This is a genomic window from uncultured Metabacillus sp. (assembly GCF_947503125.1).
Lineage (GTDB): Bacteria > Bacillota > Bacilli > Bacillales > Bacillaceae > Metabacillus.
The window spans coordinates 36,170-57,601 of the sequence record NZ_CANNCR010000026.1 but is presented as its reverse complement, the minus strand read 5'-3'; the positions used below and the strand labels follow the sequence as shown (position 1 = coordinate 57,601).

General features: G+C 39.2%; 37 protein-coding genes and 1 pseudogene. 1 reads left to right on the top strand and 37 read right to left on the bottom strand.

Going from position 1 to position 21,432, the window contains the following annotated elements; genetic code table 11:
- Positions 1-78: 78 nt before the first annotated feature.
- Positions 79-330: pseudogene (locus Q1B07_RS16485) on the top strand (ATP-binding protein); the annotation flags it as partial.
- A gap of 609 nt (positions 331-939) precedes the next feature.
- Here Q1B07_RS16485 and Q1B07_RS16480 read toward each other — a convergent pair.
- The 37 genes from Q1B07_RS16480 to rplC all read right to left on the bottom strand — a co-directional run bounded on the left by Q1B07_RS16480 (position 940) and on the right by rplC (position 21,423).
- On the bottom strand, positions 940-1,104 hold the full coding sequence (locus tag Q1B07_RS16480; RefSeq protein WP_299092065.1) for a hypothetical protein: 165 nt from the start codon (positions 1,102-1,104) through the stop codon (positions 940-942).
- On the bottom strand, positions 1,097-2,308 hold the full coding sequence (locus Q1B07_RS16475; protein WP_299092067.1) for a DUF4062 domain-containing protein: 1,212 nt from the start codon (positions 2,306-2,308) through the stop codon (positions 1,097-1,099). The genes Q1B07_RS16480 and Q1B07_RS16475 overlap by 8 nt, the downstream gene beginning before the upstream one ends.
- A gap of 132 nt (positions 2,309-2,440) precedes the next feature.
- Positions 2,441-2,833 (bottom strand): 30S ribosomal protein S9, encoded by a 393-nt coding sequence (gene rpsI / locus Q1B07_RS16470; protein ID WP_299092069.1) that lies wholly within the window; start codon positions 2,831-2,833, stop codon positions 2,441-2,443.
- Positions 2,834-2,853: 20 nt separating this feature from the next.
- Positions 2,854-3,291: a 50S ribosomal protein L13 gene (gene rplM / locus Q1B07_RS16465; RefSeq protein WP_299092071.1), complete on the bottom strand. Its 438-nt coding sequence runs from the start codon at positions 3,289-3,291 to the stop codon at positions 2,854-2,856.
- A 142-nt stretch (positions 3,292-3,433) separates the two neighbouring features.
- A complete protein-coding gene (gene truA, locus Q1B07_RS16460) occupies positions 3,434-4,174 on the bottom strand; it encodes a tRNA pseudouridine(38-40) synthase TruA (RefSeq protein ID WP_299092073.1) in 741 nt (246 codons plus the stop codon).
- 9 nt (positions 4,175-4,183) lie between these two features.
- Positions 4,184-4,978 carry an energy-coupling factor transporter transmembrane protein EcfT gene (locus Q1B07_RS16455; protein ID WP_299092075.1) on the bottom strand — a complete coding sequence of 265 codons (795 nt, stop codon included), beginning with the start codon at positions 4,976-4,978 and terminating at the stop codon, positions 4,184-4,186.
- Entirely contained in the window at positions 4,975-5,844 is an 870-nt protein-coding gene (locus tag Q1B07_RS16450; RefSeq protein ID WP_299092076.1) for an energy-coupling factor ABC transporter ATP-binding protein, read from the bottom strand. Before Q1B07_RS16450 ends, Q1B07_RS16455 begins: the two co-directional genes overlap by 4 nt.
- Positions 5,820-6,659, bottom strand: coding sequence for an energy-coupling factor ABC transporter ATP-binding protein (locus tag Q1B07_RS16445; RefSeq protein ID WP_299092077.1), 840 nt, complete (start codon positions 6,657-6,659; stop codon positions 5,820-5,822). The genes Q1B07_RS16450 and Q1B07_RS16445 overlap by 25 nt, the downstream gene beginning before the upstream one ends.
- Positions 6,660-6,785: 126 nt before the next feature.
- Positions 6,786-7,181 (bottom strand): 50S ribosomal protein L17, encoded by a 396-nt coding sequence (rplQ, locus tag Q1B07_RS16440; protein WP_299092078.1) that lies wholly within the window; start codon positions 7,179-7,181, stop codon positions 6,786-6,788.
- A 95-nt stretch (positions 7,182-7,276) separates the two neighbouring features.
- On the bottom strand, positions 7,277-8,221 hold the full coding sequence (locus Q1B07_RS16435) for a DNA-directed RNA polymerase subunit alpha (protein ID WP_299092079.1): 945 nt from the start codon (positions 8,219-8,221) through the stop codon (positions 7,277-7,279).
- 180 nt (positions 8,222-8,401) lie between these two features.
- Positions 8,402-8,791: a 30S ribosomal protein S11 gene (gene rpsK / locus Q1B07_RS16430; RefSeq protein ID WP_046586377.1), complete on the bottom strand. Its 390-nt coding sequence runs from the start codon at positions 8,789-8,791 to the stop codon at positions 8,402-8,404.
- 22 nt (positions 8,792-8,813) lie between these two features.
- Positions 8,814-9,179 carry a 30S ribosomal protein S13 gene (gene rpsM, locus Q1B07_RS16425; RefSeq protein WP_026561242.1) on the bottom strand — a complete coding sequence of 122 codons (366 nt, stop codon included), beginning with the start codon at positions 9,177-9,179 and terminating at the stop codon, positions 8,814-8,816.
- Positions 9,180-9,201: 22 nt separating this feature from the next.
- Positions 9,202-9,315, bottom strand: a complete 114-nt coding sequence (rpmJ, locus tag Q1B07_RS16420; protein ID WP_003156543.1) for a 50S ribosomal protein L36 — start codon at positions 9,313-9,315, stop codon at positions 9,202-9,204.
- 35 nt (positions 9,316-9,350) lie between these two features.
- Entirely contained in the window at positions 9,351-9,569 is a 219-nt protein-coding gene (gene infA / locus Q1B07_RS16415; RefSeq protein WP_003348578.1) for a translation initiation factor IF-1, read from the bottom strand.
- Positions 9,570-9,862: 293 nt separating this feature from the next.
- Positions 9,863-10,609 (bottom strand): type I methionyl aminopeptidase, encoded by a 747-nt coding sequence (gene map / locus Q1B07_RS16410; protein WP_299092084.1) that lies wholly within the window; start codon positions 10,607-10,609, stop codon positions 9,863-9,865.
- Positions 10,596-11,258: an adenylate kinase gene (locus Q1B07_RS16405; RefSeq protein WP_299092085.1), complete on the bottom strand. Its 663-nt coding sequence runs from the start codon at positions 11,256-11,258 to the stop codon at positions 10,596-10,598. The genes map and Q1B07_RS16405 overlap by 14 nt, the downstream gene beginning before the upstream one ends.
- A gap of 57 nt (positions 11,259-11,315) precedes the next feature.
- Positions 11,316-12,608, bottom strand: coding sequence for a preprotein translocase subunit SecY (gene secY, locus Q1B07_RS16400; RefSeq protein ID WP_299092086.1), 1,293 nt, complete (start codon positions 12,606-12,608; stop codon positions 11,316-11,318).
- On the bottom strand, positions 12,608-13,048 hold the full coding sequence (gene rplO, locus Q1B07_RS16395; RefSeq protein WP_299092087.1) for a 50S ribosomal protein L15: 441 nt from the start codon (positions 13,046-13,048) through the stop codon (positions 12,608-12,610). Before rplO ends, secY begins: the two co-directional genes overlap by 1 nt.
- A 31-nt stretch (positions 13,049-13,079) precedes the next feature.
- A complete protein-coding gene (rpmD, locus tag Q1B07_RS16390; protein ID WP_299092088.1) occupies positions 13,080-13,262 on the bottom strand; it encodes a 50S ribosomal protein L30 in 183 nt (60 codons plus the stop codon).
- A 13-nt stretch (positions 13,263-13,275) separates the two neighbouring features.
- Positions 13,276-13,776 carry a 30S ribosomal protein S5 gene (rpsE, locus tag Q1B07_RS16385; RefSeq protein ID WP_299092089.1) on the bottom strand — a complete coding sequence of 167 codons (501 nt, stop codon included), beginning with the start codon at positions 13,774-13,776 and terminating at the stop codon, positions 13,276-13,278.
- Positions 13,777-13,799: 23 nt separating this feature from the next.
- The gene (gene rplR, locus Q1B07_RS16380) at positions 13,800-14,162 is read right to left on the bottom strand and encodes a 50S ribosomal protein L18 (protein ID WP_299092090.1); all 363 of its coding nucleotides are present in this window, start codon (positions 14,160-14,162) and stop codon (positions 13,800-13,802) included.
- 33 nt (positions 14,163-14,195) lie between these two features.
- Positions 14,196-14,735: a 50S ribosomal protein L6 gene (gene rplF, locus Q1B07_RS16375; RefSeq protein ID WP_299092092.1), complete on the bottom strand. Its 540-nt coding sequence runs from the start codon at positions 14,733-14,735 to the stop codon at positions 14,196-14,198.
- 29 nt (positions 14,736-14,764) lie between these two features.
- Complete coding sequence (rpsH, locus tag Q1B07_RS16370; RefSeq protein WP_095301368.1) at positions 14,765-15,163, bottom strand: 30S ribosomal protein S8; 399 nt, start codon at positions 15,161-15,163, stop codon at positions 14,765-14,767.
- A gap of 30 nt (positions 15,164-15,193) precedes the next feature.
- Positions 15,194-15,379, bottom strand: coding sequence for a 30S ribosomal protein S14 (gene rpsN, locus Q1B07_RS16365; protein WP_010285078.1), 186 nt, complete (start codon positions 15,377-15,379; stop codon positions 15,194-15,196).
- Between the two features lie 24 nt (positions 15,380-15,403).
- The gene (gene rplE, locus Q1B07_RS16360) at positions 15,404-15,943 is read right to left on the bottom strand and encodes a 50S ribosomal protein L5 (RefSeq protein WP_299092097.1); all 540 of its coding nucleotides are present in this window, start codon (positions 15,941-15,943) and stop codon (positions 15,404-15,406) included.
- A gap of 25 nt (positions 15,944-15,968) precedes the next feature.
- Positions 15,969-16,280, bottom strand: coding sequence for a 50S ribosomal protein L24 (gene rplX / locus Q1B07_RS16355; protein ID WP_299092098.1), 312 nt, complete (start codon positions 16,278-16,280; stop codon positions 15,969-15,971).
- A 36-nt stretch (positions 16,281-16,316) separates the two neighbouring features.
- Positions 16,317-16,685: a 50S ribosomal protein L14 gene (gene rplN / locus Q1B07_RS16350; RefSeq protein ID WP_299092100.1), complete on the bottom strand. Its 369-nt coding sequence runs from the start codon at positions 16,683-16,685 to the stop codon at positions 16,317-16,319.
- Between the two features lie 39 nt (positions 16,686-16,724).
- The gene (gene rpsQ / locus Q1B07_RS16345) at positions 16,725-16,988 is read right to left on the bottom strand and encodes a 30S ribosomal protein S17 (protein WP_299092102.1); all 264 of its coding nucleotides are present in this window, start codon (positions 16,986-16,988) and stop codon (positions 16,725-16,727) included.
- Positions 16,989-17,008: 20 nt separating this feature from the next.
- Positions 17,009-17,212 (bottom strand): 50S ribosomal protein L29, encoded by a 204-nt coding sequence (rpmC, locus tag Q1B07_RS16340; protein ID WP_299092104.1) that lies wholly within the window; start codon positions 17,210-17,212, stop codon positions 17,009-17,011.
- Positions 17,202-17,636: a 50S ribosomal protein L16 gene (gene rplP / locus Q1B07_RS16335; protein ID WP_026561227.1), complete on the bottom strand. Its 435-nt coding sequence runs from the start codon at positions 17,634-17,636 to the stop codon at positions 17,202-17,204. Before rplP ends, rpmC begins: the two co-directional genes overlap by 11 nt.
- Before the next feature lies 1 nt (position 17,637).
- Complete coding sequence (rpsC, locus tag Q1B07_RS16330; RefSeq protein WP_299092108.1) at positions 17,638-18,294, bottom strand: 30S ribosomal protein S3; 657 nt, start codon at positions 18,292-18,294, stop codon at positions 17,638-17,640.
- A gap of 3 nt (positions 18,295-18,297) precedes the next feature.
- Positions 18,298-18,642, bottom strand: a complete 345-nt coding sequence (gene rplV, locus Q1B07_RS16325) for a 50S ribosomal protein L22 (RefSeq protein WP_072581456.1) — start codon at positions 18,640-18,642, stop codon at positions 18,298-18,300.
- Positions 18,643-18,660: 18 nt separating this feature from the next.
- Entirely contained in the window at positions 18,661-18,939 is a 279-nt protein-coding gene (gene rpsS / locus Q1B07_RS16320) for a 30S ribosomal protein S19 (RefSeq protein WP_299092114.1), read from the bottom strand.
- 57 nt (positions 18,940-18,996) lie between these two features.
- Positions 18,997-19,827: a 50S ribosomal protein L2 gene (rplB, locus tag Q1B07_RS16315; RefSeq protein WP_299092116.1), complete on the bottom strand. Its 831-nt coding sequence runs from the start codon at positions 19,825-19,827 to the stop codon at positions 18,997-18,999.
- Between the two features lie 28 nt (positions 19,828-19,855).
- Positions 19,856-20,143, bottom strand: coding sequence for a 50S ribosomal protein L23 (rplW, locus tag Q1B07_RS16310; protein WP_299092118.1), 288 nt, complete (start codon positions 20,141-20,143; stop codon positions 19,856-19,858).
- A complete protein-coding gene (gene rplD, locus Q1B07_RS16305) occupies positions 20,143-20,766 on the bottom strand; it encodes a 50S ribosomal protein L4 (protein ID WP_299092119.1) in 624 nt (207 codons plus the stop codon). Before rplD ends, rplW begins: the two co-directional genes overlap by 1 nt.
- Before the next feature lie 27 nt (positions 20,767-20,793).
- Positions 20,794-21,423 (bottom strand): 50S ribosomal protein L3, encoded by a 630-nt coding sequence (gene rplC / locus Q1B07_RS16300; RefSeq protein WP_299092120.1) that lies wholly within the window; start codon positions 21,421-21,423, stop codon positions 20,794-20,796.
- Positions 21,424-21,432: the final 9 nt, after the last annotated feature.

Here is a 21,432-nt window from a genome sequence, read left to right as displayed (position 1 = left end):
ATATATGGACATTATAATCGTCTAATTCTGGACAGGCAATACCGTCAACTTTTGGTCATTTTGGGATGGCAATAACAGTTTATGGCAATGGATCAACAAGAAGCAAATATGTTTTTTCACTTAATTAATGACCTATATAACCAATCATCAATCATATTAACTTCCAATAAGGCTCCAAAAGAATGGGGTGAATTATTGGGCGATCAAGCAATAACGACAGCTATATTAGATCGGATTCTCCATCGTGTAGAAATCATCCATTTAAATGAAGATAGTTATCGTATGAAACATCGTTCTACCATATTTGGGCAACAAAGTGTTTCAAATTAATGAGCAGAAATTGTATCATTTTACTTGACGGTCACAGTTGTTCCACCTGTTTTAAATTCGAATAGTAAAACTGATAAAGAAATGTCTGCTCAAAATCAGAAACTAAGATTAAATAAAGACCGAAGAAACGTTAATAATGCCTTCGGTCTTTTTATGTTGTTTTTTGCTTTCCCTTTAAGAATAAGACGTTTCCGGTTAATAAAAACCTATGCTTTTTTCTTTCTTCTAGGTACCATTCCGTAATATTCAGTATTCAAACAAATATTTTTCAAATTAAAAACCCTCCCTCTGATTGCCGAGAAAGGGCTGAAAACGTTGCTATGAAAATATTAACGTTTTGAGAACTGGTGCACGACGAGCGCCTTTAAGTATTTTTTACGTTCTTTCATGCCCACACAAAATATGGAGAAACTAGATAAGAAATGATTTATTAAAGGCACGAGTTATCGGCTTTTGCCCACTCTATATAAAGTAGAGTAAATTTCATGATATACCTTCGGTGGTCAAATTGTGGTCAAGGCTTTAATGGCACCCAACCATGAGGGCATGACTGCTCTATTTATAGAAGGAAGTAAAAAAGTATAAAATCTCACACTTTTTTCACAGTTACTATTTCACCAGTTTTTTTCCTTGTATATTTGATTTATCATTGTATCCAAGTGATTCAAGTAATCGTCTATTGTTTTCGGAATTTTTCCTCATATTCATTTCTTTAGCTACACGAGTTAGATGCTTTGGAGTGGAACCAATATAAACTGCACTATCCTTACTCATTTAACATCCCTCCTAAAAGATCTATTGCAAAATCAAATGGTTGCCTTTTATCCATTATAGCACTAACGATATCACTTTCATAGCTGTTAACTCGGCGGCTTGACCATGCCTCAGATAATTGGAAGTGACAAGACAAAACTAATTCTCCCACTTTTTTTGTCATATATATCATTTGTTTATCTTCAGAGTAAAAAATATGTTCTTGATGCTCCATATCTTTATTATAAGTTTGAGCAACAAATGAATCTTCATCGCCTTTTTTAAATTCCTGAGTTGGAGTATTACTTCCGTATGAATCTACTAAAGTTAAGACATCATTATTTCGTTTATATAATGTAATTGCTTTACATTCAGATATATTCACAATAGGTTCAGGATGTTCTGCAAAATCACTGTAAGAGTCATAAATAGATTGACTTGGTAAATAACTCGTTAATGTTTTAAAAAATAACGGAAGATTGAGTGTTGAGTTCATAATACACTTCATAAAATTAGATACAGAGTCCTGATACACGGAAAGTTCATCATAAAGCACAAGGTTTTGTGTAATTTCCTTTTCGTGAAGATAAAATTTAGTACTTTTTCTTAACACTTGGCTTAATACTTTTAATAGAAAGTTACAAAGATCAGGAGTGTCTGCTATGTTGTAATTATAAGTCCATCTTGTCAATTTATAACAATCATGGACAAATGCCCAAATAAATTCATCAACAGACATTCCCTCGATTTTTTTATGTAAGACAGAATCTCTATTTTTATGATCTTCCAATAGGGCTTTAACAATTGGAAAAGTGAACCTTGGTTCGTGATCATGTTCTTCTTCAAACTTGTTAATAGCTCTATCTAATTCATCCTTAATATGTTCTTTATAGAAGTTAAGTATTTGTGTTTCCACTATCGGTATAACAATTTTATCATTCTTTAACGCAGTCATAAATTCTGCATATGTAATCGTAATATTAGGATTGCTACGGCTTAGACTACCTGCTTTATTTGATATGAATAAAACAAGTACGTCACTATCTTTTACCTTATCTAAACAATCCTGGTTTGGATCATCAGTATAAAGCCCTATATCTCCATATTCATACATAACTGTTTCATGACCAGCATTCTCTAAAGCAGTTTTTATTCTTTCTCTTAGGGATTGAAGGGTTTGCTGGGAGGAAGAACTGATAAAAATTTTGGTAACATCAATATTCAAATGCACATCCCCCTTTGGATTATATTTCTATTTATAAGAATATTTTACCATATAGTATTAATAATAGTGGAAATAAAATAATAAAAAAGACCCTTTCCACATAAGTGAAAAGAGCCTTCGAAACGTTGATAATTAACGTTTTGAGAACTGAGGTGCACGACGAGCGCCTTTAAGACCGTATTTTTTACGTTCTTTCATACGAGCGTCACGAGTTAATAAGCCTGCACGCTTAAGTGATGGACGGTATTCTGGATCTGCTTCTAATAAAGCACGAGAGATACCGTGACGGATAGCGCCAGCTTGACCTGCATATCCACCACCTGAAACATTTACAAGTACATCGTAGCTTCCTGCAGTTTCAGTTAAGTTTAATGGTTGTTTAATATCTTCGATTAAAGCAGCTGATGGGATGTAATCTTTAATATCACGATTATTTACAACGATACGGCCTTCGCCTGGAACTAGACGTACACGCGCTACAGAGCTTTTACGACGGCCAGTACCGTAATATTGAACCTGTGCCAAAATAATAACCTCCTTTTAAATTATCCGCGAAGTTCGTAAACTTCAGGTTGTTGTGCTTGGTGTGGGTGTTCGCTACCAGCATATACATGTAATTTTTTAGCCATTTGACGACCTAATGAACCTTTTGGAAGCATTCCTTTGATTGCTAATTCAAGCATTTTCTCAGGATAGTTCGTACGCATTTCCAAAGCAGTTCTTGATTTTAAACCGCCAGGGAATTGGCTGTGACGGTAATAAATTTTATCTGTTAATTTTTTACCTGTTAATTCGATTTTCTCAGCGTTGATGATGATTACGTGATCTCCAGTGTCAACGTGTGGAGTGTAAGTTGGTTTATGCTTGCCACGTAGGATAGATGCAACTTCACTTGAAAGGCGACCTAAAGTCTTGCCTGCAGCATCAACTACGTACCATTTGCGTTGGATATTTGCAGCGTTTGCCATAAACGTTGTACGCATGATTTTCCCTCCTGATTGATTAAATAAAATGTCTATTTCATAACACGATAAGTTTCCGGGGCTTATTCGTGGGGGTGAAATACATACCATCAAATATAATATAACTTATAATACCTAATGTCAAGAAAATGTTACACCTGGTTTAGTTGTCATAATAAACTTTCCATAAATAAAGGCCATGACCTGGTACGGTTTTGCCGCTCAAATTCCTGTTTTTTCCTTCTAATATTGCAGGAATTTGATCTGGGGCAGTTTCCCCTTTGCCTACGTCCAATAATGTTCCGACCAGAATTCTGACCATATTGTACAGAAATCCGCTCCCTTTAAAGCAAAAAATAATTTCTGATTCCTCTTCTAGAAGGTCAATAGAATAAATGGTTCTGACTTTATCTTCAACCTCAGTTTTCGCTACACAGAAGCTCGTAAAGTCATGTGTCCCGCATAAATGCTTGCAAGCCTCTCTAATCGCGCTCAGATCAAGCTTATAAGGGTAATGATAGCTATAATTACGCTTAAATACATCGACGATTTTTTGCTGGCTAATGCGATAGCGATATTCCTTCGCTATCGCATGAAACCTTGCGTGAAAATCGGCCTGAACATAGCTGGCTTCCAATAGAACCACATCATCCGGCAGCAGACTATTTAATGCATATGGCCATTTTTCTTCAGAGATGGTTAGATGGGTGTCGAAATGCAGAACTTGTCCAACAGCATGAACCCCTGCATCCGTCCTTCCTGATGCATGAACCTTAATAGCCTGTCCTTTATGAAGCTTCTTCAAAGCCGCTTCGATTTCACCTTGAACTGTTCTTTTATTTGGTTGTACCTGATAACCGCTAAATTGTGATCCATCATAAGAAACAATACATTTTACCCTCATCATTTGCTCCTATGTCCTTAAAAAAATTAAAAGCAGCCCTAAAACAACAAGCAGGGATAAAACGGACGTATCGAGTCCCCTCCACTTTAACTGCCTTAGCTTGGTTCTGCCTTCTCCGCCGCGATACCCTCTTGCCTCCATCGCCGTAGCAAGCTCCTCCGCCCGTTTAAAGGCACTTATAAAGAGGGGGACTAGTAAGGGTACTACCGCCTTAAAACGGTCCTTTACAGGGCCGCTGGCGAAGTCTACGCCCCTTGCCATTTGAGCTTTTAAAATTTTATCAGTTTCTTCCATTAACGTCGGAATAAACCTTAAGGAAATCGACATCATTAAAGCAAGCTCATGGACAGGCAACTTTATCTTCTTAAACGGTCCCAATAGACTTTCCATGCCATCGGTAATTTCGATCGGCGTAGTTGTTAAGGTTAAGATTGTTGTCATTAGGATTAAATAAAGAAAACGCAGTGATAGATAGATTCCTTGCTTCAGACCTACTTCATAAATTCTGAGAAATCCTAAATCTACTAGAACTTCCCCTTCTTTTGTGACCAGAATATGAAGAAGAAACGTAAAGAGAATGATCCATAAAACAGGCTTAAGCCCTTTTAGCAAAAAGTGTACAGGAAGCGTTGTTAATACAACAATGATCAATGTAAATAAACCTAGCATCAGATAGGTAATAAAGTTATTTGCCAAAAATACGATAAAAACAAAGGCAAAAATCATCAGTAATTTTGCACGTGGATCCATTCTATGAATAAGAGATTCACCAGGAACATATTTCCCTATAATCATACTATTCATCCTCTAAGCTCCACCTCACCTACTAGAGCTTTTAGCTGATCAACTGCTTCATCGATCGTTAACGGAATTTCTTCAAAAGATAACCCTTTTTTTACTAATAGCTGCTGTAATTTAACTGTTTCAGGCAAATCCAAGCCTAACGAGGAAAGCTTATCAGCCTGACTAAATATCTCTCTTGGCGTACCATGCATCTCGATTGTTCCTTTATTCATCACAATAATCTCATCAGAATACTTAGCTGCATCCTCCATACTATGGGTAACAAGGATAATCGTCAGCTTTTGTTCTTGATTTAAACGATAGAATAACTCCATCATCGCTTTTCTTCCCCTAGGATCAAGACCTGCAGTTGGCTCATCTAACACAAGAACCTCAGGACCCATAGCCAAGACTCCCGCAATTGCGACTCTTCGCATTTGACCGCCGCTTAAATCAAAGGGGGATTTTTGCAGGATCGATTCTGGCAAGCCGACAAGCTCTAAGCTTTGTCTTGCTTTTCTTAAGGCCTCTTCCTCGCTTGCGCCAAAGTTCATCGGACCAAACGCAATATCCTTCTCAACGGTCTCTTCAAAAAGCTGATGCTCAGGAAATTGAAAAACGATGCCAACTAGGCTTCTGACAACCTTCAGATTCTTTTGCTTCTTACCAGCCTCAATTTTGTGCTCACCGATATGAATAGAGCCCTTAGTAGGCTTTAAAAGCCCATTTAAATGCTGTAGTATAGTCGATTTCCCTGAACCGGTATGCCCTATAATAGAGACATAGGAACCCGATTTCACCGTAAGATTGATGTCATAAAGAGCAAGTCTTTCAAATGGTGTACGGGCCTGATAACGATGCTCTACATTTTTGATTGTAATGTCCATAGCTCATTCACCAGGCCTTCCTCAGTCAAATGATTATGTTGAATGGGTACTCCAGCTTTACGAAGCTTTTTACTTAGTAGAAAAGGAAACGGTAAGTCAAGGCCAATTTCCACCAGTTTATCATCAAGCTTAAACACCTCTTCAGGCGTTCCCTCAGCGAACTTCTTCCCGCCATTCATCACGATAATTCTGTCCGCTTTTGACGCTTCCTCCAGGTCATGCGTGATTGAAATAACCGTTAACAGCCCTTGATTTTTCAGCTCACGAACGGTTTGAATGACTTCGTTTCGCCCTACTGGATCAAGCATTGATGTTGCTTCATCTAAGATGATAATATCTGGTTGAACAGCTATGACACCCGCAATGGCTACACGCTGTTTTTGGCCTCCTGAAAGATGGTGTGGCTCATGAGTGTGAAAGGTATCCATTTTGACCTTTTTCGTTGCCCATTCAATTCTTTTGATCATCTCTTCTCTCTGTATACCATTATTCTCAAGACCAAAGGCAACGTCATCCTTCACCGTTGCACCTACAAATTGATTATCGGGGTTTTGAAAGACCATACCGACATGCTTGCGTATATCCCATATCGAATCTTCTGATAATTCGATCCCGCAGACTTTGACCTTCCCTTTTTCTGGAATGTACAATCCGTTTAAAATTCTTGCTAATGTCGATTTGCCAGATCCGTTATGACCTACAATCGCAAGCCACTCACCTTGTTTAACTTGGATGGAAACATTGTCTAATGCAGGAGCAGCTTCCTGATGATAATGAAACGTTATGTTTTCAACATCTATGATTGTTTGACTCATCACTCGTTTCTCCTCTTAAGAAAAGCGTAAGAACATAAACTATGGCAAAAAAATCTGTTTACCTTATCCTATAAAAAAAGGGCATTGATCCAGTTTTACAACTGTCACGCCCTTGTAGTAAATGTATTAAACTAATTCAATGATAACCATTGGAGCACCGTCACCGCGACGTGGTCCAAGCTTCATGATGCGAGTGTAACCGCCTTGGCGATCTTCGTAACGTGGAGCGATATCACTGAAAAGCTTTTCTAAAGCATATTTCGGCTTATCTTTTTCCTTACCTTCCTCAGTTGTAACTGTTACAACTTCAGCGACTTCGTTACGTACATAAGAAGCAGCTTGACGGCGAGCATGAAGATCTCCGCGCTTTCCTAAAGTAATCATCTTTTCAACAACTGAGCGTAATTCTTTAGCACGTGCTTCAGTAGTTTCAATGCGTTCTGAGATGATTAAATCAGTAGTTAAATCACGTAGCATCGCTTTACGCTGAGCACTTGTACGACCTAATTTTCTGTATGACATCAGATGTCCCCTCCTTCGTTGTATAATGTATGTTTTTGTATATCTAAAAACAAATGTTTTATTGAAACATACGAAAACGCTAGTTAACTTTCTAACTAGTCGTCTTTTCGAAGACCTAAACCTAGTTCTTCTAGCTTAGCCTTAACTTCTTCTAGAGATTTACGACCTAGATTACGAACCTTCATCATATCCTCTTCTGTTTTATGAGCAAGCTCTTGCACTGTGTTGATTCCAGCACGTTTTAAACAGTTGTAAGAACGAACAGATAAATCTAGTTCTTCAATCGTCATCTCTAAAACTTTCTCTTTTTGATCCTCTTCTTTTTCAACCATAATTTCTGCATTTTGAGCTTCATCAGTAAGCCCTACAAAAATATTAAGGTGTTCAGTAAGGATCTTTGAACCTAAAGCAATCGCTTCTTTCGGTCCTGTACTACCATCAGTCCAAACGTCAAGCGTCAGTTTATCATAGTTGGCAACTTGGCCAACGCGTGTTTTCTCTACTTGGTAGGAGACACGTGCAACTGGTGTGTAGATCGAATCAATTGGAATCACTCCAATAGGCTGATCCTCTCTCTTGTTTGAATCAGCTGGCGTGTAGCCACGGCCGCGCTTAGCTGTTAGTCTCATTCTAAAGCTAGCATCTGATGCAAGAGTTGCAATATGAAGATCTGGATTTAGAATTTCGACGTCACTATCATGAGTAATATCAGATGCAGTTACACTGCCTTCGCCTTGAACATCAATCTCAAGCGTCTTTTCCTCATCAGAGTAGATTTTAAGAGCAAGTTTTTTAATGTTTAAGATAATCGAAGTAACATCCTCTACAACACCCTCGATTGTTGAAAACTCATGAAGTACGCCATCTATCTGGATCGATGTTACAGCGGCACCAGGGAGAGAGGATAAAAGAATACGACGTAAGGAGTTACCCAAAGTTGTACCATATCCACGCTCAAGTGGCTCGACGACGAACTTGCCGTATTTGGCATCATCGCTGATTTCAACCGTTTCGATTTTTGGTTTTTCAATTTCTATCATCTATAAACCCTCCTTCAAAACGTCGAAACCCCGGCTAGACTGGAAAATTTATAAAACGTCTAACCGAAATTCCCCATTCAAAAGTTCCCGAATGTGCACAACAACTAAGTGATTCTGCTAGAACTTATATACTGTATCATAACCCATTATAGACAGAGATACAAAATCTATACAGAAAATTTACACACGACGACGTTTTGGTGGACGGCATCCATTATGTGGAACTGGAGTAACGTCTCTAATTGCTGTTACTTCTAACCCTGCAGCTTGAAGTGAGCGAATAGCCGCTTCACGTCCTGCACCAGGTCCTTTTACAGTAACTTCAAGAGTTTTTAGACCATGTTCCATAGATGCTTTTGCTGCTGTTTCAGCAGCCATTTGTGCAGCGAAAGGAGTAGATTTACGAGAACCTCTGAAACCTAACGCACCAGCACTTGACCATGAAAGTGCATTACCATGAGTGTCTGTAATAGTAACAATCGTGTTGTTGAAAGTTGAACGAATGTGAGCAACACCACTCTCAATATTCTTTTTCACACGACGTTTACGAGTGTTCGTTTTACGTGCCATTATTGGTTACCCTCCTTTTATCTTATTTTTTCTTGTTTGCTACAGTACGACGTGGACCTTTACGTGTACGAGCGTTATTTTTTGTGTTTTGTCCGCGAACTGGTAAACCGCGACGGTGACGAATACCGCGGAATGAACCGATCTCGATTAGACGCTTAATGTTTAAAGATACCTCACGGCGAAGGTCACCTTCTACTTTAAGCTTATCGATTACATCACGAATTTTTCCTAACTCTTCTTCAGTTAGGTCACGTACACGAGTATCTTCTGAAACCCCAGCCTCAGCTAGAACTTTCTGAGCAGTTGAGCGTCCGATCCCAAAGATATATGTTAATGAAATGACAACACGTTTGTCACGAGGAATATCAACACCTGCAATACGAGCCATTAAGCTTGCACCTCCTTAAAAATTAACCTTGTTTTTGCTTATGCTTAGGATTCTCACAAATAACCATGACTTTGCCTTTTCTGCGAATGACTTTACATTTTTCACAAATCGGTTTAACAGATGGTCTGACTTTCATGATTTTAATACCTCCTTAGTAGTACGGAGTGCTAATTATTTAAAACGGTACGTAATTCTGCCACGAGTTAAATCATATGGAGATAATTCTACCGTAACTTTGTCTCCAGGTAAAATACGAATGAAATGCATGCGAATTTTTCCAGATACATGCGCTAAAACCGTATGACCGTTCTCAAGTTCTACCTTGAACATTGCATTTGGCAATGTTTCAACGACAGTTCCTTCAACTTCAATTACATCGTCTTTCGCCATCGAACTGTTCTCCCTTCTCAAAATCAGTAACTTGCTCATTGACAAACTTCCATTTGTCACACGACCTGTTTCCACTATACTGTTCTGAACTTCTGGAGATACTCAGGTAAAGAATTCTAGATGATGAACATTCTTTTACTTGGAGATTCAAACTTCGCTTTCTCCATCAGCATTAAAACGAAATGACATCCGAAATTTCCAATCAATATGGCATATCGTACTTGCTCAAGATTAAGCAAGTTGACACATGCCTGGAATCGAATTAGGTTCGTTCAAGCAATGTCACCTTCAGGTTAGGCTTTTGTTAGAATTTCATAGCCTGTTTCAGTGATCGCAATCGTGTGCTCAAAATGGGCACACACTTTACCATCTACTGTAACTACTGTCCATTCATCTGCCAATGTTTTCACATAACGGGTACCCGCATTAACCATTGGTTCAATTGCTAACACCATTCCCGGCTTTAGCCTTGGGCCTTTGTTAGGTGGACCATAATGAGGTATTTGCGGATCTTCATGTAAATCTTGCCCGACACCGTGACCAACATACTCTCTTACAACAGAAAAACCATGTCCTTCAACATACGTTTGAATGGCATGAGAAATGTTTGAAAGTCGATCTCCTGGTTTTGCTTCTTCCAGTCCTTTATATAAGGACTCCTCAGTAACAGTTAAAAGTTTCTGAGTCGCTTCAGAAATTTCACCAACCGGATATGTCCAAGCAGAATCACCATGATATCCGTTATATTTAGCACCGATATCAATGCTAATAATATCTCCCTCACGCAATACGCGATCACCAGGTATTCCGTGAACGAGTTCTTCATTTACAGAAGCACAAATGCTCCCGCGGAAACCATTATACCCTTTAAAAGATGGAATTGCATCATAACCTCGAATAAACTTTTCGGCAATTGCATCCAATTCTTTTGTCGTGATACCAGGTTTGATATATTTTTGCAATTCTTGATGTGTTAAAGCAACAATTCGACCAGCTTCTCGCATAATCTCAAGCTCTCGCTGAGTCTTACAAATGATCATGCACTAGTCCTCCAAGCAGCTGATTAACGTCATCAAAAACTTGATCAATATCCTGTTCCCCATTAATGTTTCTTAAATAGCCTTTATCGCTATAGAAGTTCAGTAATGGTTCAGTCTGCTTAAGGTTAACTTCTAAACGGTTAGCTACCGTTTCTTCGTTATCGTCTGCACGCTGATAGAGCTCTCCACCACATTTATCACATTCGCCTTGTTTAGCAGGCGGATTAAATACTAAGTGATAGGTTGCGCCACAGTTTTTGCAAATACGACGTCCTGTTAAGCGTTCCATTAGAATATCTTTATTTACTTCAATGTTGATTACGTAATCAATCTGTTTGTTTAGATCTGCCAGAATTCCTTCAAGCGCTTCAGCTTGAGCAACAGTTCTAGGAAAACCATCTAAAAGAAAACCTTTTTGGCAATCATTCTTTCCTAAACGTTCACGAACAATACCTATGGTTACTTCATCAGGCACAAGTTCACCTTTATCAATAAAAGACTTTGCTTGCAACCCTAGTTCTGTCTCTTCTTTCATAGCAGCTCTGAACATATCTCCTGTTGAGATATGAGGGATGTCGTACTTTTCGACAATACGTTCAGCCTGAGTGCCTTTACCCGCACCTGGAAGGCCCATCAATACTAAATTCATTTGTATTTCCCCCTCAGTCTCTATTTAGAGGGAATGGGAACATATCCCATATCCTCCCTATTTAATAAAGCCTTTATAATGACGTTTCACTAGCTGACTTTCAAGCTGTTTCATTGTTTCAAGGGCAACCCCGACAACGATTAACAAGCTTGTTCCGCCAATCTGTGCAGATTGCGGTAGATCAGCAAATTGAATGAAGAAAACAGGAAGAACAGCTATAACTGCTAAGAAAAGAGAACCGACAAAAGTTAGACGATATAATACCTTTGTAACATATTCCTGCGTATTCTTACCTGGTCTGATACCAGGTATATAGCCGCCTTGCTTCTTCAAATTTTCTGCCATCTGCTCAGGGTTCACTTGAACAAATGTATAGAAGTATGTGAAAGCAATAATTAATGCGATATAGATGATCATCCCTATAGGCTGAGTGTAATCAAATGTTTTCTGGATCCAATCCGTCACATCATTCGGACCAAAAAAGGCTGCTATCGTCGGTGGAGTAATAATAAATGACACCGCAAAGATAACAGGAATAACGCCAGCAGGGTTCACTTTTAAAGGCAGATGAGTTGTTTGACCTCCGCCCATATTGTTGTTCCCGGAACGCTTAGCGTACTGAATTGGAATCTTACGAAGTGCTTGTTGGATGAAAATAACCCCAACGATAACGGCTAAAATAGCCAATACCAGAATGGCAACTGTTACAATTCGGATGAAAAGCTGATCGCCGGCATCTTGGAATTGTTGTGCATATATTTGGTTAATCGTTGAGGGAATGCCTGCTGCGATCCCTGCAAAGATAATAATGGAAATTCCGTTTCCAACACCTTTGGAGGTGATCTGTTCTCCTAACCACATTAAAAATGCTGTACCAGCTGTTAAGACAATCGCAATTAATAAGTACGTCCATATGCCAGGATTTTCGATTAACAATCCGCCTGACTGGGTATTGAACCCGTAGGACATACCTAACGCCTGGATGAAACCTAATATGATCGTAAAGTATCTTGTAAATTGTGCGAGCTTACGCCGCCCAACTTCACCTTGCTTTGACCATTCAGTGAATTTTGGCACAACGTCCATCTGCAAGAGCTGGACGATGATCGATGCTGTAATATAAGGCATAATCCCCATCGCTAAGATCGAGAAGTTATATAAAGCACCTCCGCCAAATGTGTTTAAGATTCCGAATACATTCAGTTCATCTTGTGCTTGTAACACATCAGCATTGACATTCGGCACAGGAATGAATGTACCAATACGAAATACAATTAACATTAAAAGGGTGAATATGATCTTATTTCGAATATCACCCACGCGCATAAAATTGGAGATTGTTTTAAACATTAGATCACCTCAGCTGTACCGCCAGCAGATTCAATAGCTTCTTTAGCAGAAGCAGAGAATTTGTTAGCTTTTACAGTAAGTTTTTTCTCTAACTGTCCATTACCAAGAATTTTAACACCAGACTTAACATTGCTTACAACGCCTGTTTCAAGCAATAGTTCTGGAGTAACCTCAGTACCTTCTTCGAAACGGTTAAGCTTATCAAGGTTTACAACTGCATAGTCCTTACGGTTAATATTTGTAAAACCGCGTTTAGGCAAGCGTTGGAACAAAGGAGTTTGACCACCTTCGAATCCAGGACGAACTCCACCACCTGAACGAGCGTTTTGTCCTTTGTGACCTTTACCAGCTGTTTTACCGTTGCCAGAACCAATACCACGACCTACACGATTACGTGTTTTACGTGAACCTTCTGCTGGTTTCAACTCATGAAGTTTCATCGGGACACCTCCTTATAGATTTTTATTTCAATTATTGTTCTTTAACTGTAACTAAGTGTGCAACTTTATTAATCATACCGCGAATCGCAGGATTATCTTCTTGAACTACAGTTTGGTGTAACTTTTTAAGTCCAAGTGTTCTTACAGTAATACGTTGGTCTTCAGGACGACCAATTACACTGCGAGTGAGGGTAATTTCTAACTTATTCGCCATTTTAGTTCCCTCCTTATCCTAACAGTTCTTCTACCGTTTTTCCACGTAACTTAGCAACATCTTCAGCACTCTTAAGTTCTTTCAATCCAGAAATTGTAGCACGGATCATGTTAATTGGAGTGTTAGAACCTAAAGATTTAGAAAGAATATCAGCTACACCTGCTAATTCTAATACCGCACGAACAGGTCCTCCAGCGATAACTCCAGTACCTTCAGATGCTGGTTTTAGTAAGATGTTTCCTGCTCCAAATTGACCGATAACTTGGTGAGGAATTGTAGTACCTACCATAGGTACTTCGATTAGGTTTTTCTTTGCATCTTCAATTGCTTTACGAATCGCATCTGGCACCTCTTGTGCTTTACCAGTACCGAAACCTACGTGACCGTTCTTATCACCAACAACTACAAGTGCTGCGAAACGGAAACGACGACCACCTTTAACAACTTTCGCTACGCGGTTAACGGTAACTACGCGTTCTTCAAGCTCTAATTTGTTTGGATCAATACGACGCATTCTTTATGTCCCTCCTTTTGCGATTAAAATTCTAGTCCAGCTTCGCGTGCTGCATCAGCTAGAGCTTTAATACGACCATGATATAAGTATCCGCCGCGATCGAATACGACAGATTTAACACCTTTTTCAATAGCACGTTTTGCAACTAATTCGCCAACTTTTTGAGCAGCTTCAACATTGCTTTTTGAATCAAGATCAAAATCTTTATCTAAAGTAGATGCACTCACTAAAGTAACAGCATTAGTATCATCAATTACTTGTGCATAAATGTGTTGGTTTGAACGATATACGTTTAGACGTGGACGAGCCTGAGTACCAGATAACTTAGCACGAACACGTGCATGTCTTTTTTTACGTACAGCATTTTTATCAGCCTTAGTAATCATTTAGGTCACTCCTTTCTTATCATCTAGGCAATATTACTTCGCAGTTTTACCTTCTTTACGACGTACATGTTCGCCTTCGTAGCGAATACCTTTACCTTTGTAAGGCTCTGGTGGACGAACGTCACGAATGTTAGCTGCAATAGCACCTACACGCTCTTTATCAGTACCTTTAACAAGAACCTTAGTTTGAGATGGAACCTCAATTTCAATACCTTGTTCAGGTGTGATCTCAACAGGGTGAGAGTAACCAACATTAAGAACTAATTTATTACCAGATTTAGAAGCACGGTATCCGACACCGATTAGCTCCAATCCTCTTTCAAATCCTTTTGATACGCCTTCTACCATGTTTCCAAGGAGACTGCGAGTTGTACCGTGAAGGGCACGGTGTTCTTTTGCGTCAGATGGACGACTTACAGTTAAAACGTTGTCTTCAATTGTGATTTTAATATCAGGGTTGAATGTGCGAGTTAACTCACCTTTTGGTCCTTTAACTGTTACAGTGTTATCTTCAGCGACAGTAACTGTAACACCAGCAGGGATTTCAAGTGGTTTCTTACCAATACGAGACATTCATTGCACCTCCATTCATTTTAAGCTTATTACCAAACGTATGCTAATACTTCTCCACCAGTTTGTTTTGCACGAGCTTCTTTGTCAGTTAAAACACCTTGAGAAGTAGAAACAATTGCAATACCTAATCCGTTAAGTACACGTGGTACTTCATCAGCTTTAGCATAAACACGTAAACCAGGTTTGCTGATTCTTTTCAAACCAGTGATTACACGCTCATTGTTTGAACCGTATTTTAAGAAAATACGAATAATGCCTTGTTTGTTATCTTCTACATATTCTACATCACGTACGAAACCTTCACGCTTAAGGATTTCTGCGATTTCCTTTTTGATTTTAGATGCAGGGAACTCAAGCTTTTCGTGACGTACCATGTTCGCATTACGAATGCGAGTAAGCATATCTGCAATAGGATCTGTCATAACCATTACTAAATAACCTCCTTCCGTTTTACGGTATTACCAGCTAGCTTTTTTCACGCCTGGAATTTGACCTTTGTAAGCAAGTTCACGGAAACAAATACGGCAAAGCTTAAATTTGCGTAGTACTGAGTGTGGACGTCCGCAACGTTCGCAGCGTGTGTACTCTTGTACTTTAAATTTTTGCGTGCGCTTTTGCTTAGCAATCATTGATTTTTTAGCCACAATTTCGCCTCCCTTTACTAGCGATTATTTTTGAAACGGCATACCGAACTGTGTTAATAGTTCGCGAGCTTCTTCGTCAGTATTCGCAGTAGTTACGATAACGATATCCATACCACGAACTTTGTTTACTTTATCATAATCAATCTCAGGGAAGATTAATTGCTCTTTCACACCTAAAGTGTAGTTACCGCGACCGTCAAATGATTTTTTTGAAACCCCGCGGAAGTCACGTACACGTGGTAGTGATACAGAGATTAACTTATCTAAGAATTGGTACATACGCTCACCGCGTAGTGTAACTTTTGCACCGATAGGCATACCTTCACGTAAGCGGAAGCCTGCGATTGATTTTTTTGCTTTCGTTACAACTGGTTTTTGACCAGTGATTTGCGCTAATTCATCAACAGCAACATCTAATGCTTTTGAATTTGATACAGCGTCACCAACACCCATGTTGATTACGATTTTTTCAATTTTTGGAGCTTGCATTACTGATTTATATGAAAACTTGCTCATTAATGCAGGTGTAATTTCTTTTTGATATTTTTCTTTAAGGCGGTTCATGAAATATACCTCCCTTCTTTATTTACTATTTATCTAAAGTTTCACCAGATTTTTTTGCAACACGTACCTTTTTACCGTCAACCACTTTATAACCAACACGAGTTGGTTCACCTGATTTAGGATCAAGCGGCATAACATTTGATACATGGATAGGTGCTTCTTGATTGATGATTCCACCTTGTGGATTAGCTTGAGAAGGTTTAGAGTGTTTTTTCACAACATTTACACCTTCAACAAGTACACGATCTTTTTTAGGATAAGAAGCAAGTACTACGCCTTGTTTACCTTTATCCTTACCAGAGATAACCATTACTTTGTCACCTTTTTTAACATGCATGCTAGTTGCACCTCCTTAGTAAGGCAATCAGATTTATTATAGAACTTCCGGAGCTAAAGAAACGATTTTCATGAAGTTGTTTTCACGTAATTCACGTGCAACAGGTCCGAAAATACGTGTTCCGCGTGGGCTTTTGTCATCACGGATGATAACACATGCATTTTCGTCAAACTTGATGTAAGAACCGTCTGAACGACGTGAGCCGCTTTTCGTACGAACGATTACAGCTTTTACAACATCACCTTTTTTGACAACGCCACCTGGTGTTGCTTGTTTTACCGTACAAACAATAACATCACCGATATTAGCAGTTTTACGTCCAGAACCACCTAATACTTTGATTGTTAGTACTTCACGAGCACCAGAGTTGTCAGCAACTTTTAAACGAGATTCTTGTTGGATCACTTATGTTACCTCCCTTCGGAATTAACTATCCGAACAATATTAAATGATAATAGCTTCCTCAACGATTTCAACTAAGCGGAAACGTTTAGTAGCTGATAATGGACGAGTTTCCATTATTCTTACGATGTCACCAGTTTTAGCTTGGTTGTTTTCATCATGTGCTTTGAATTTCTTAGAGTATTTAACTCGTTTGCCGTATAACGGGTGTGTTTTATATGTTTCAACAAGAACAGTAATTGTCTTATCCATTTTGTCAGAAACAACACGGCCAGTATATACTTTGCGTTGGTTGCGTTCACTCATTCAGTAAACCTCCTCTCTTATTAACGGTTTGTAGCAGCGAGCTCTCTTTCACGAATAACAGTTTTCATGCGAGCGATCGATTTACGAACTTCACGGATGCGAGCAGTATTTTCCAATTGTCCTGTCGCTAATTGAAAGCGAAGGTTAAATAACTCTTCTTTAAGAGACTTTACTTTTTGTTCTATTTCAGCAGTGGTAAGGTCACGAATTTCATTAGCTTTCATTAGATTCACCACCAATTTCTTCACGTTTTACGAATTTCGTTTTGATCGGTAATTTGTGAGAAGCTAAACGTAAAGCTTCACGTGCTACCTCTTCAGAAACACCAGAAATTTCGAACATTACTTTTCCAGGTTTAACAACTGCTACCCAACCTTCTGGAGCACCTTTACCAGATCCCATACGTACCTCTAGAGGCTTAGCTGTATAAGGCTTAGAAGGGAAGATTTTGATCCAAACTTTACCGCCACGTTTCATATAACGTGTCATCGCGATACGTGCTGCTTCAATTTGACGGTTAGTGATCCATGAAGCTTCTAGAGCTTGGATACCGAATTCACCGAAATGTACTTCAGTACCGCCTTTCGCACGACCACGCATTTTCCCACGATGTTCTCTGCGGTATTTAACGCGTTTTGGCAATAACATATTATTTTCCTCCTTCCTCAGTTTTCTTCTTAGTAGGAAGAACCTCTCCACGATAGATCCAAACTTTTACGCCTAATTTACCGTAAGTTGTATCAGCTTCAGCTGTTCCATAATCGATATCAGCACGAAGTGTGTGTAGTGGAACTGTCCCTTCACTGTAATGCTCAGCACGTGCGATATCTGCTCCACCTAAACGGCCTGAAACTTGAGTTTTGATACCTTGAGCACCAGCGCGCATAGCACGTTGAATTGTTTGTTTTTGAGCACGACGGAAAGAAATACGGTTTTCTAATTGACGCGCGATATTTTCAGCAACTAATTTAGCATCTAAATCAGCTTTTTTGATTTCTAAAATGTTGATGTGTACACGTTTGCCAGTTAATTGGTTAAGTGCTTTACGCAATGCTTCAACTTCCGTACCACCTTTACCAATAACCATACCTGGTTTAGCAGTGTGGATAGTGATGTTTACACGGTTAGCAGCACGCTCGATCTCAATTTTAGAAACAGATGCATCGTTAAGACGCTTAGTAATGTATTCACGAATTTTAATATCTTCATGTAAAAGAGTTGAGTAGTCTTTACCAGCGAACCATTTTGACTCCCAATCACGAATAACTCCAATACGAAGACCGACTGGATTTACCTTTTGACCCACGGATTATCCCTCCTTCTTTTCTGTTAAAATGATTGTGATGTGGCTTGTGCGTTTGTTAATAGCACTTGCACGACCCATAGCACGTGGACGGAAACGTTTAAGAGTTGGACCTTCATTTGCATAAGCTTCAGAAACAACTAGGCTATTGATGTCCATTTCATAGTTATGTTCAGCGTTTGCCACTGCAGATTTTAAAACTTTCTCGATGATTGGAGAAGCAGCCTTTGGCGTGTGATTTAAAATCGCTACTGCTTCGCCCACTTGCTTACCTCGAATAAGATCTAGAACTAAACGAGCTTTACGAGGAGCAATGCGAACTGTTCTTGCGACAGCTTTAGATTGTTGCATGTAAAATGCCTCCTCTCATTAACGTCTTGTTTTTTTGTCATCACTTGCATGACCTTTGTACGTACGTGTAGGTGCAAACTCACCAAGTTTGTGACCTACCATGTCCTCAGTTACATATACAGGAACATGTTTACGTCCATCATAAACAGCAATAGTGTGACCAATGAATTGCGGGAAAATTGTAGAACGACGTGACCAAGTTTTAATTACTTGCTTCTTGTCAGTTTCATTTAACTTTTCAACCTTGCTCATTAAATGTTCATCCACGAATGGTCCTTTTTTCAAGCTACGGCCCATGATTGTACCTCCCTTCGCGATCGTGCTACGGTTCGATTGAACCGTAGTTCAACCACGTTATTTTTTACGACGACGCACGATAAACTTATCTGATTTGTTTTTCTTCTTACGAGTTTTAGCACCAAGAGTTGGTTTACCCCATGGTGACATTGGTGATTTACGTCCGATAGGAGCGCGACCTTCACCACCACCGTGTGGATGGTCATTAGGGTTCATAACAGATCCACGAACTGTTGGGCGTTTGCCTAACCAGCGAGAACGACCTGCTTTACCGATGTTGATAAGTTCATGTTGCTCATTACCAACTTGACCTACAGTTGCACGGCAAGTTGCAAGAATCATACGAACTTCACCAGAGTTTAAACGTACTAATACATATTTTCCTTCTTTACCTAATACTTGAGCAGATGTTCCTGCTGAACGAACTAATTGTCCGCCTTTACCAGGTTTTAATTCGATGTTGTGTACCACAGTACCAACAGGAATGTTTTGTAATGGCAGAGCATTACCTACTTTAATATCTGCTTCAGGACCAGACATGATTTCTAATCCTACAGTAAGGTTTTTCGGAGCAAGAATATATCTTTTCTCACCATCAACATAGTTGATAAGTGCGATGTTTGCAGAACGATTTGGATCGTACTCGATTGTAGCAACGCGTCCTGGTATACCATCTTTGTCGCGTTTAAAATCGATCACACGATATTGGCGTTTGTGTCCGCCCCCTTGGTGACGAACTGTTAATTTACCTTGGTTATTACGTCCACCCTTCTTATGAAGTGGTGCAAGTAACGACTTTTCCGGTTGATCTGTCGTAATTTCAGCAAAATCAGAAACTGTCATGTTACGACGACCGTTTGTGGTTGGTTTATACTTTTTAATCGCCATATCGATATCCCTCCTTTTCTATTAAAAATTATACTTCGAACAATTCGATTGTGTTGCTATCTTCAGTAAGCTTAATAATCGCTTTACGACGACGGTTTGTGTATCCGCCATAACGGCCAACACGTTTGAATTTACCTTTATAGTTCATGATGTTTACTTTTTCAACTTTTACGTCAAAGATTGCTTCGATTGCATCTTTCACTTCAGTTTTATTAGCCTTAACATCAACTTCAAACGTATATTTTTTCTCAGTCATTAGATCTGTTGAACGTTCAGTGATTACGGGGCGCTTAATAATATCACGAGGATCTTTCATTATGCAAGCACCTCCTCTACTTTTTGCACCGCAGCTTTCGTCATGATTAGCTTTTCATGGTTAAGTACATCAAGTACGTTTACTCCGTCTGCTGTAACAACTGTTACACCAGGGATGTTACGAGCTGATAATGCAACATTTTCATTGCTGTCTGCTGTAACGATCAACGCTTTTTTATCAACAGAAAGACCTTTAAGTACTGCAGTCATTTCTTTTGTTTTTGGAGCGTTTAACGCTAAGTCCTCTAAAACAACGATGTTGTTGTCAACTACTTTAGATGATAAAGCTGATTTGATTGCTAAACGGCGAACTTTTTTAGGTAATTTATATGCATAAGAACGTGGAGTTGGTCCAAATACGATACCACCACCGCGCCATTGTGGCGAACGGATAGATCCTTGACGAGCACGTCCTGTACCCTTTTGACGCCAAGGTTTACGACCTCCGCCTGCTACTTCTGAACGATTTTTTACTTTGTGAGTTCCTTGACGTAAGGAAGCTCTTTGCATGATAACCGCTTCAAATAATACGTGCTGATTAGGTTCGATACCAAATACAGAATCATTTAGTTCGATCTCTCCAACGTTAGATCCAGTTTGGTTTAATAATGCTACTTTCGGCATTATCCAATTCCTCCTTTCCTAAAGAAATTATTTAGATTTAACTGCGCTTTTCACAGTGATAAGTGCTTTTTTAGGTCCTGGAACGTTACCTTTAATTAATAATAGATTGCGTTCTGCATCTACTTTAACAATTTCTAAGTTTTGAACAGTAATACGTTCTCCACCCATACGACCAGGTAAAAGTTTGTTTTTGAATACACGATTTGGCGCTACAGGTCCCATTGAACCAGGGCGACGATGGTAACGAGAACCGTGAGACATAGGTCCGCGAGATTGTCCGTGGCGTTTGATTGAGCCTTGGAAACCTTTCCCTTTAGAAATTCCTGTTACATCTACTGTTTCACCAGCAGCAAAAATATCAACTTTGACTTCTTGACCAACTTCGTATTGCTCTAAGCTAGCTTCACGAAGTTCTTTAACGAAGCGCTTAGGTGCAGTGTTTGCTTTTGCAACGTGACCTTTTTCTGGTTTGTTAGATAACTTCTCACGTTTGTCTTCAAATCCTAATTGAACAGCTGTATAACCGTCTGTTTCAACAGTTTTCTTTTGAAGAACAACGTTTGGAGTAGCTTCGATTACAGTTACCGGAATTAAATCACCGTTTTCTGCAAATACTTGCGTCATACCAATTTTTCTTCCTAAGATTCCTTTGGTCATAAGTCACAC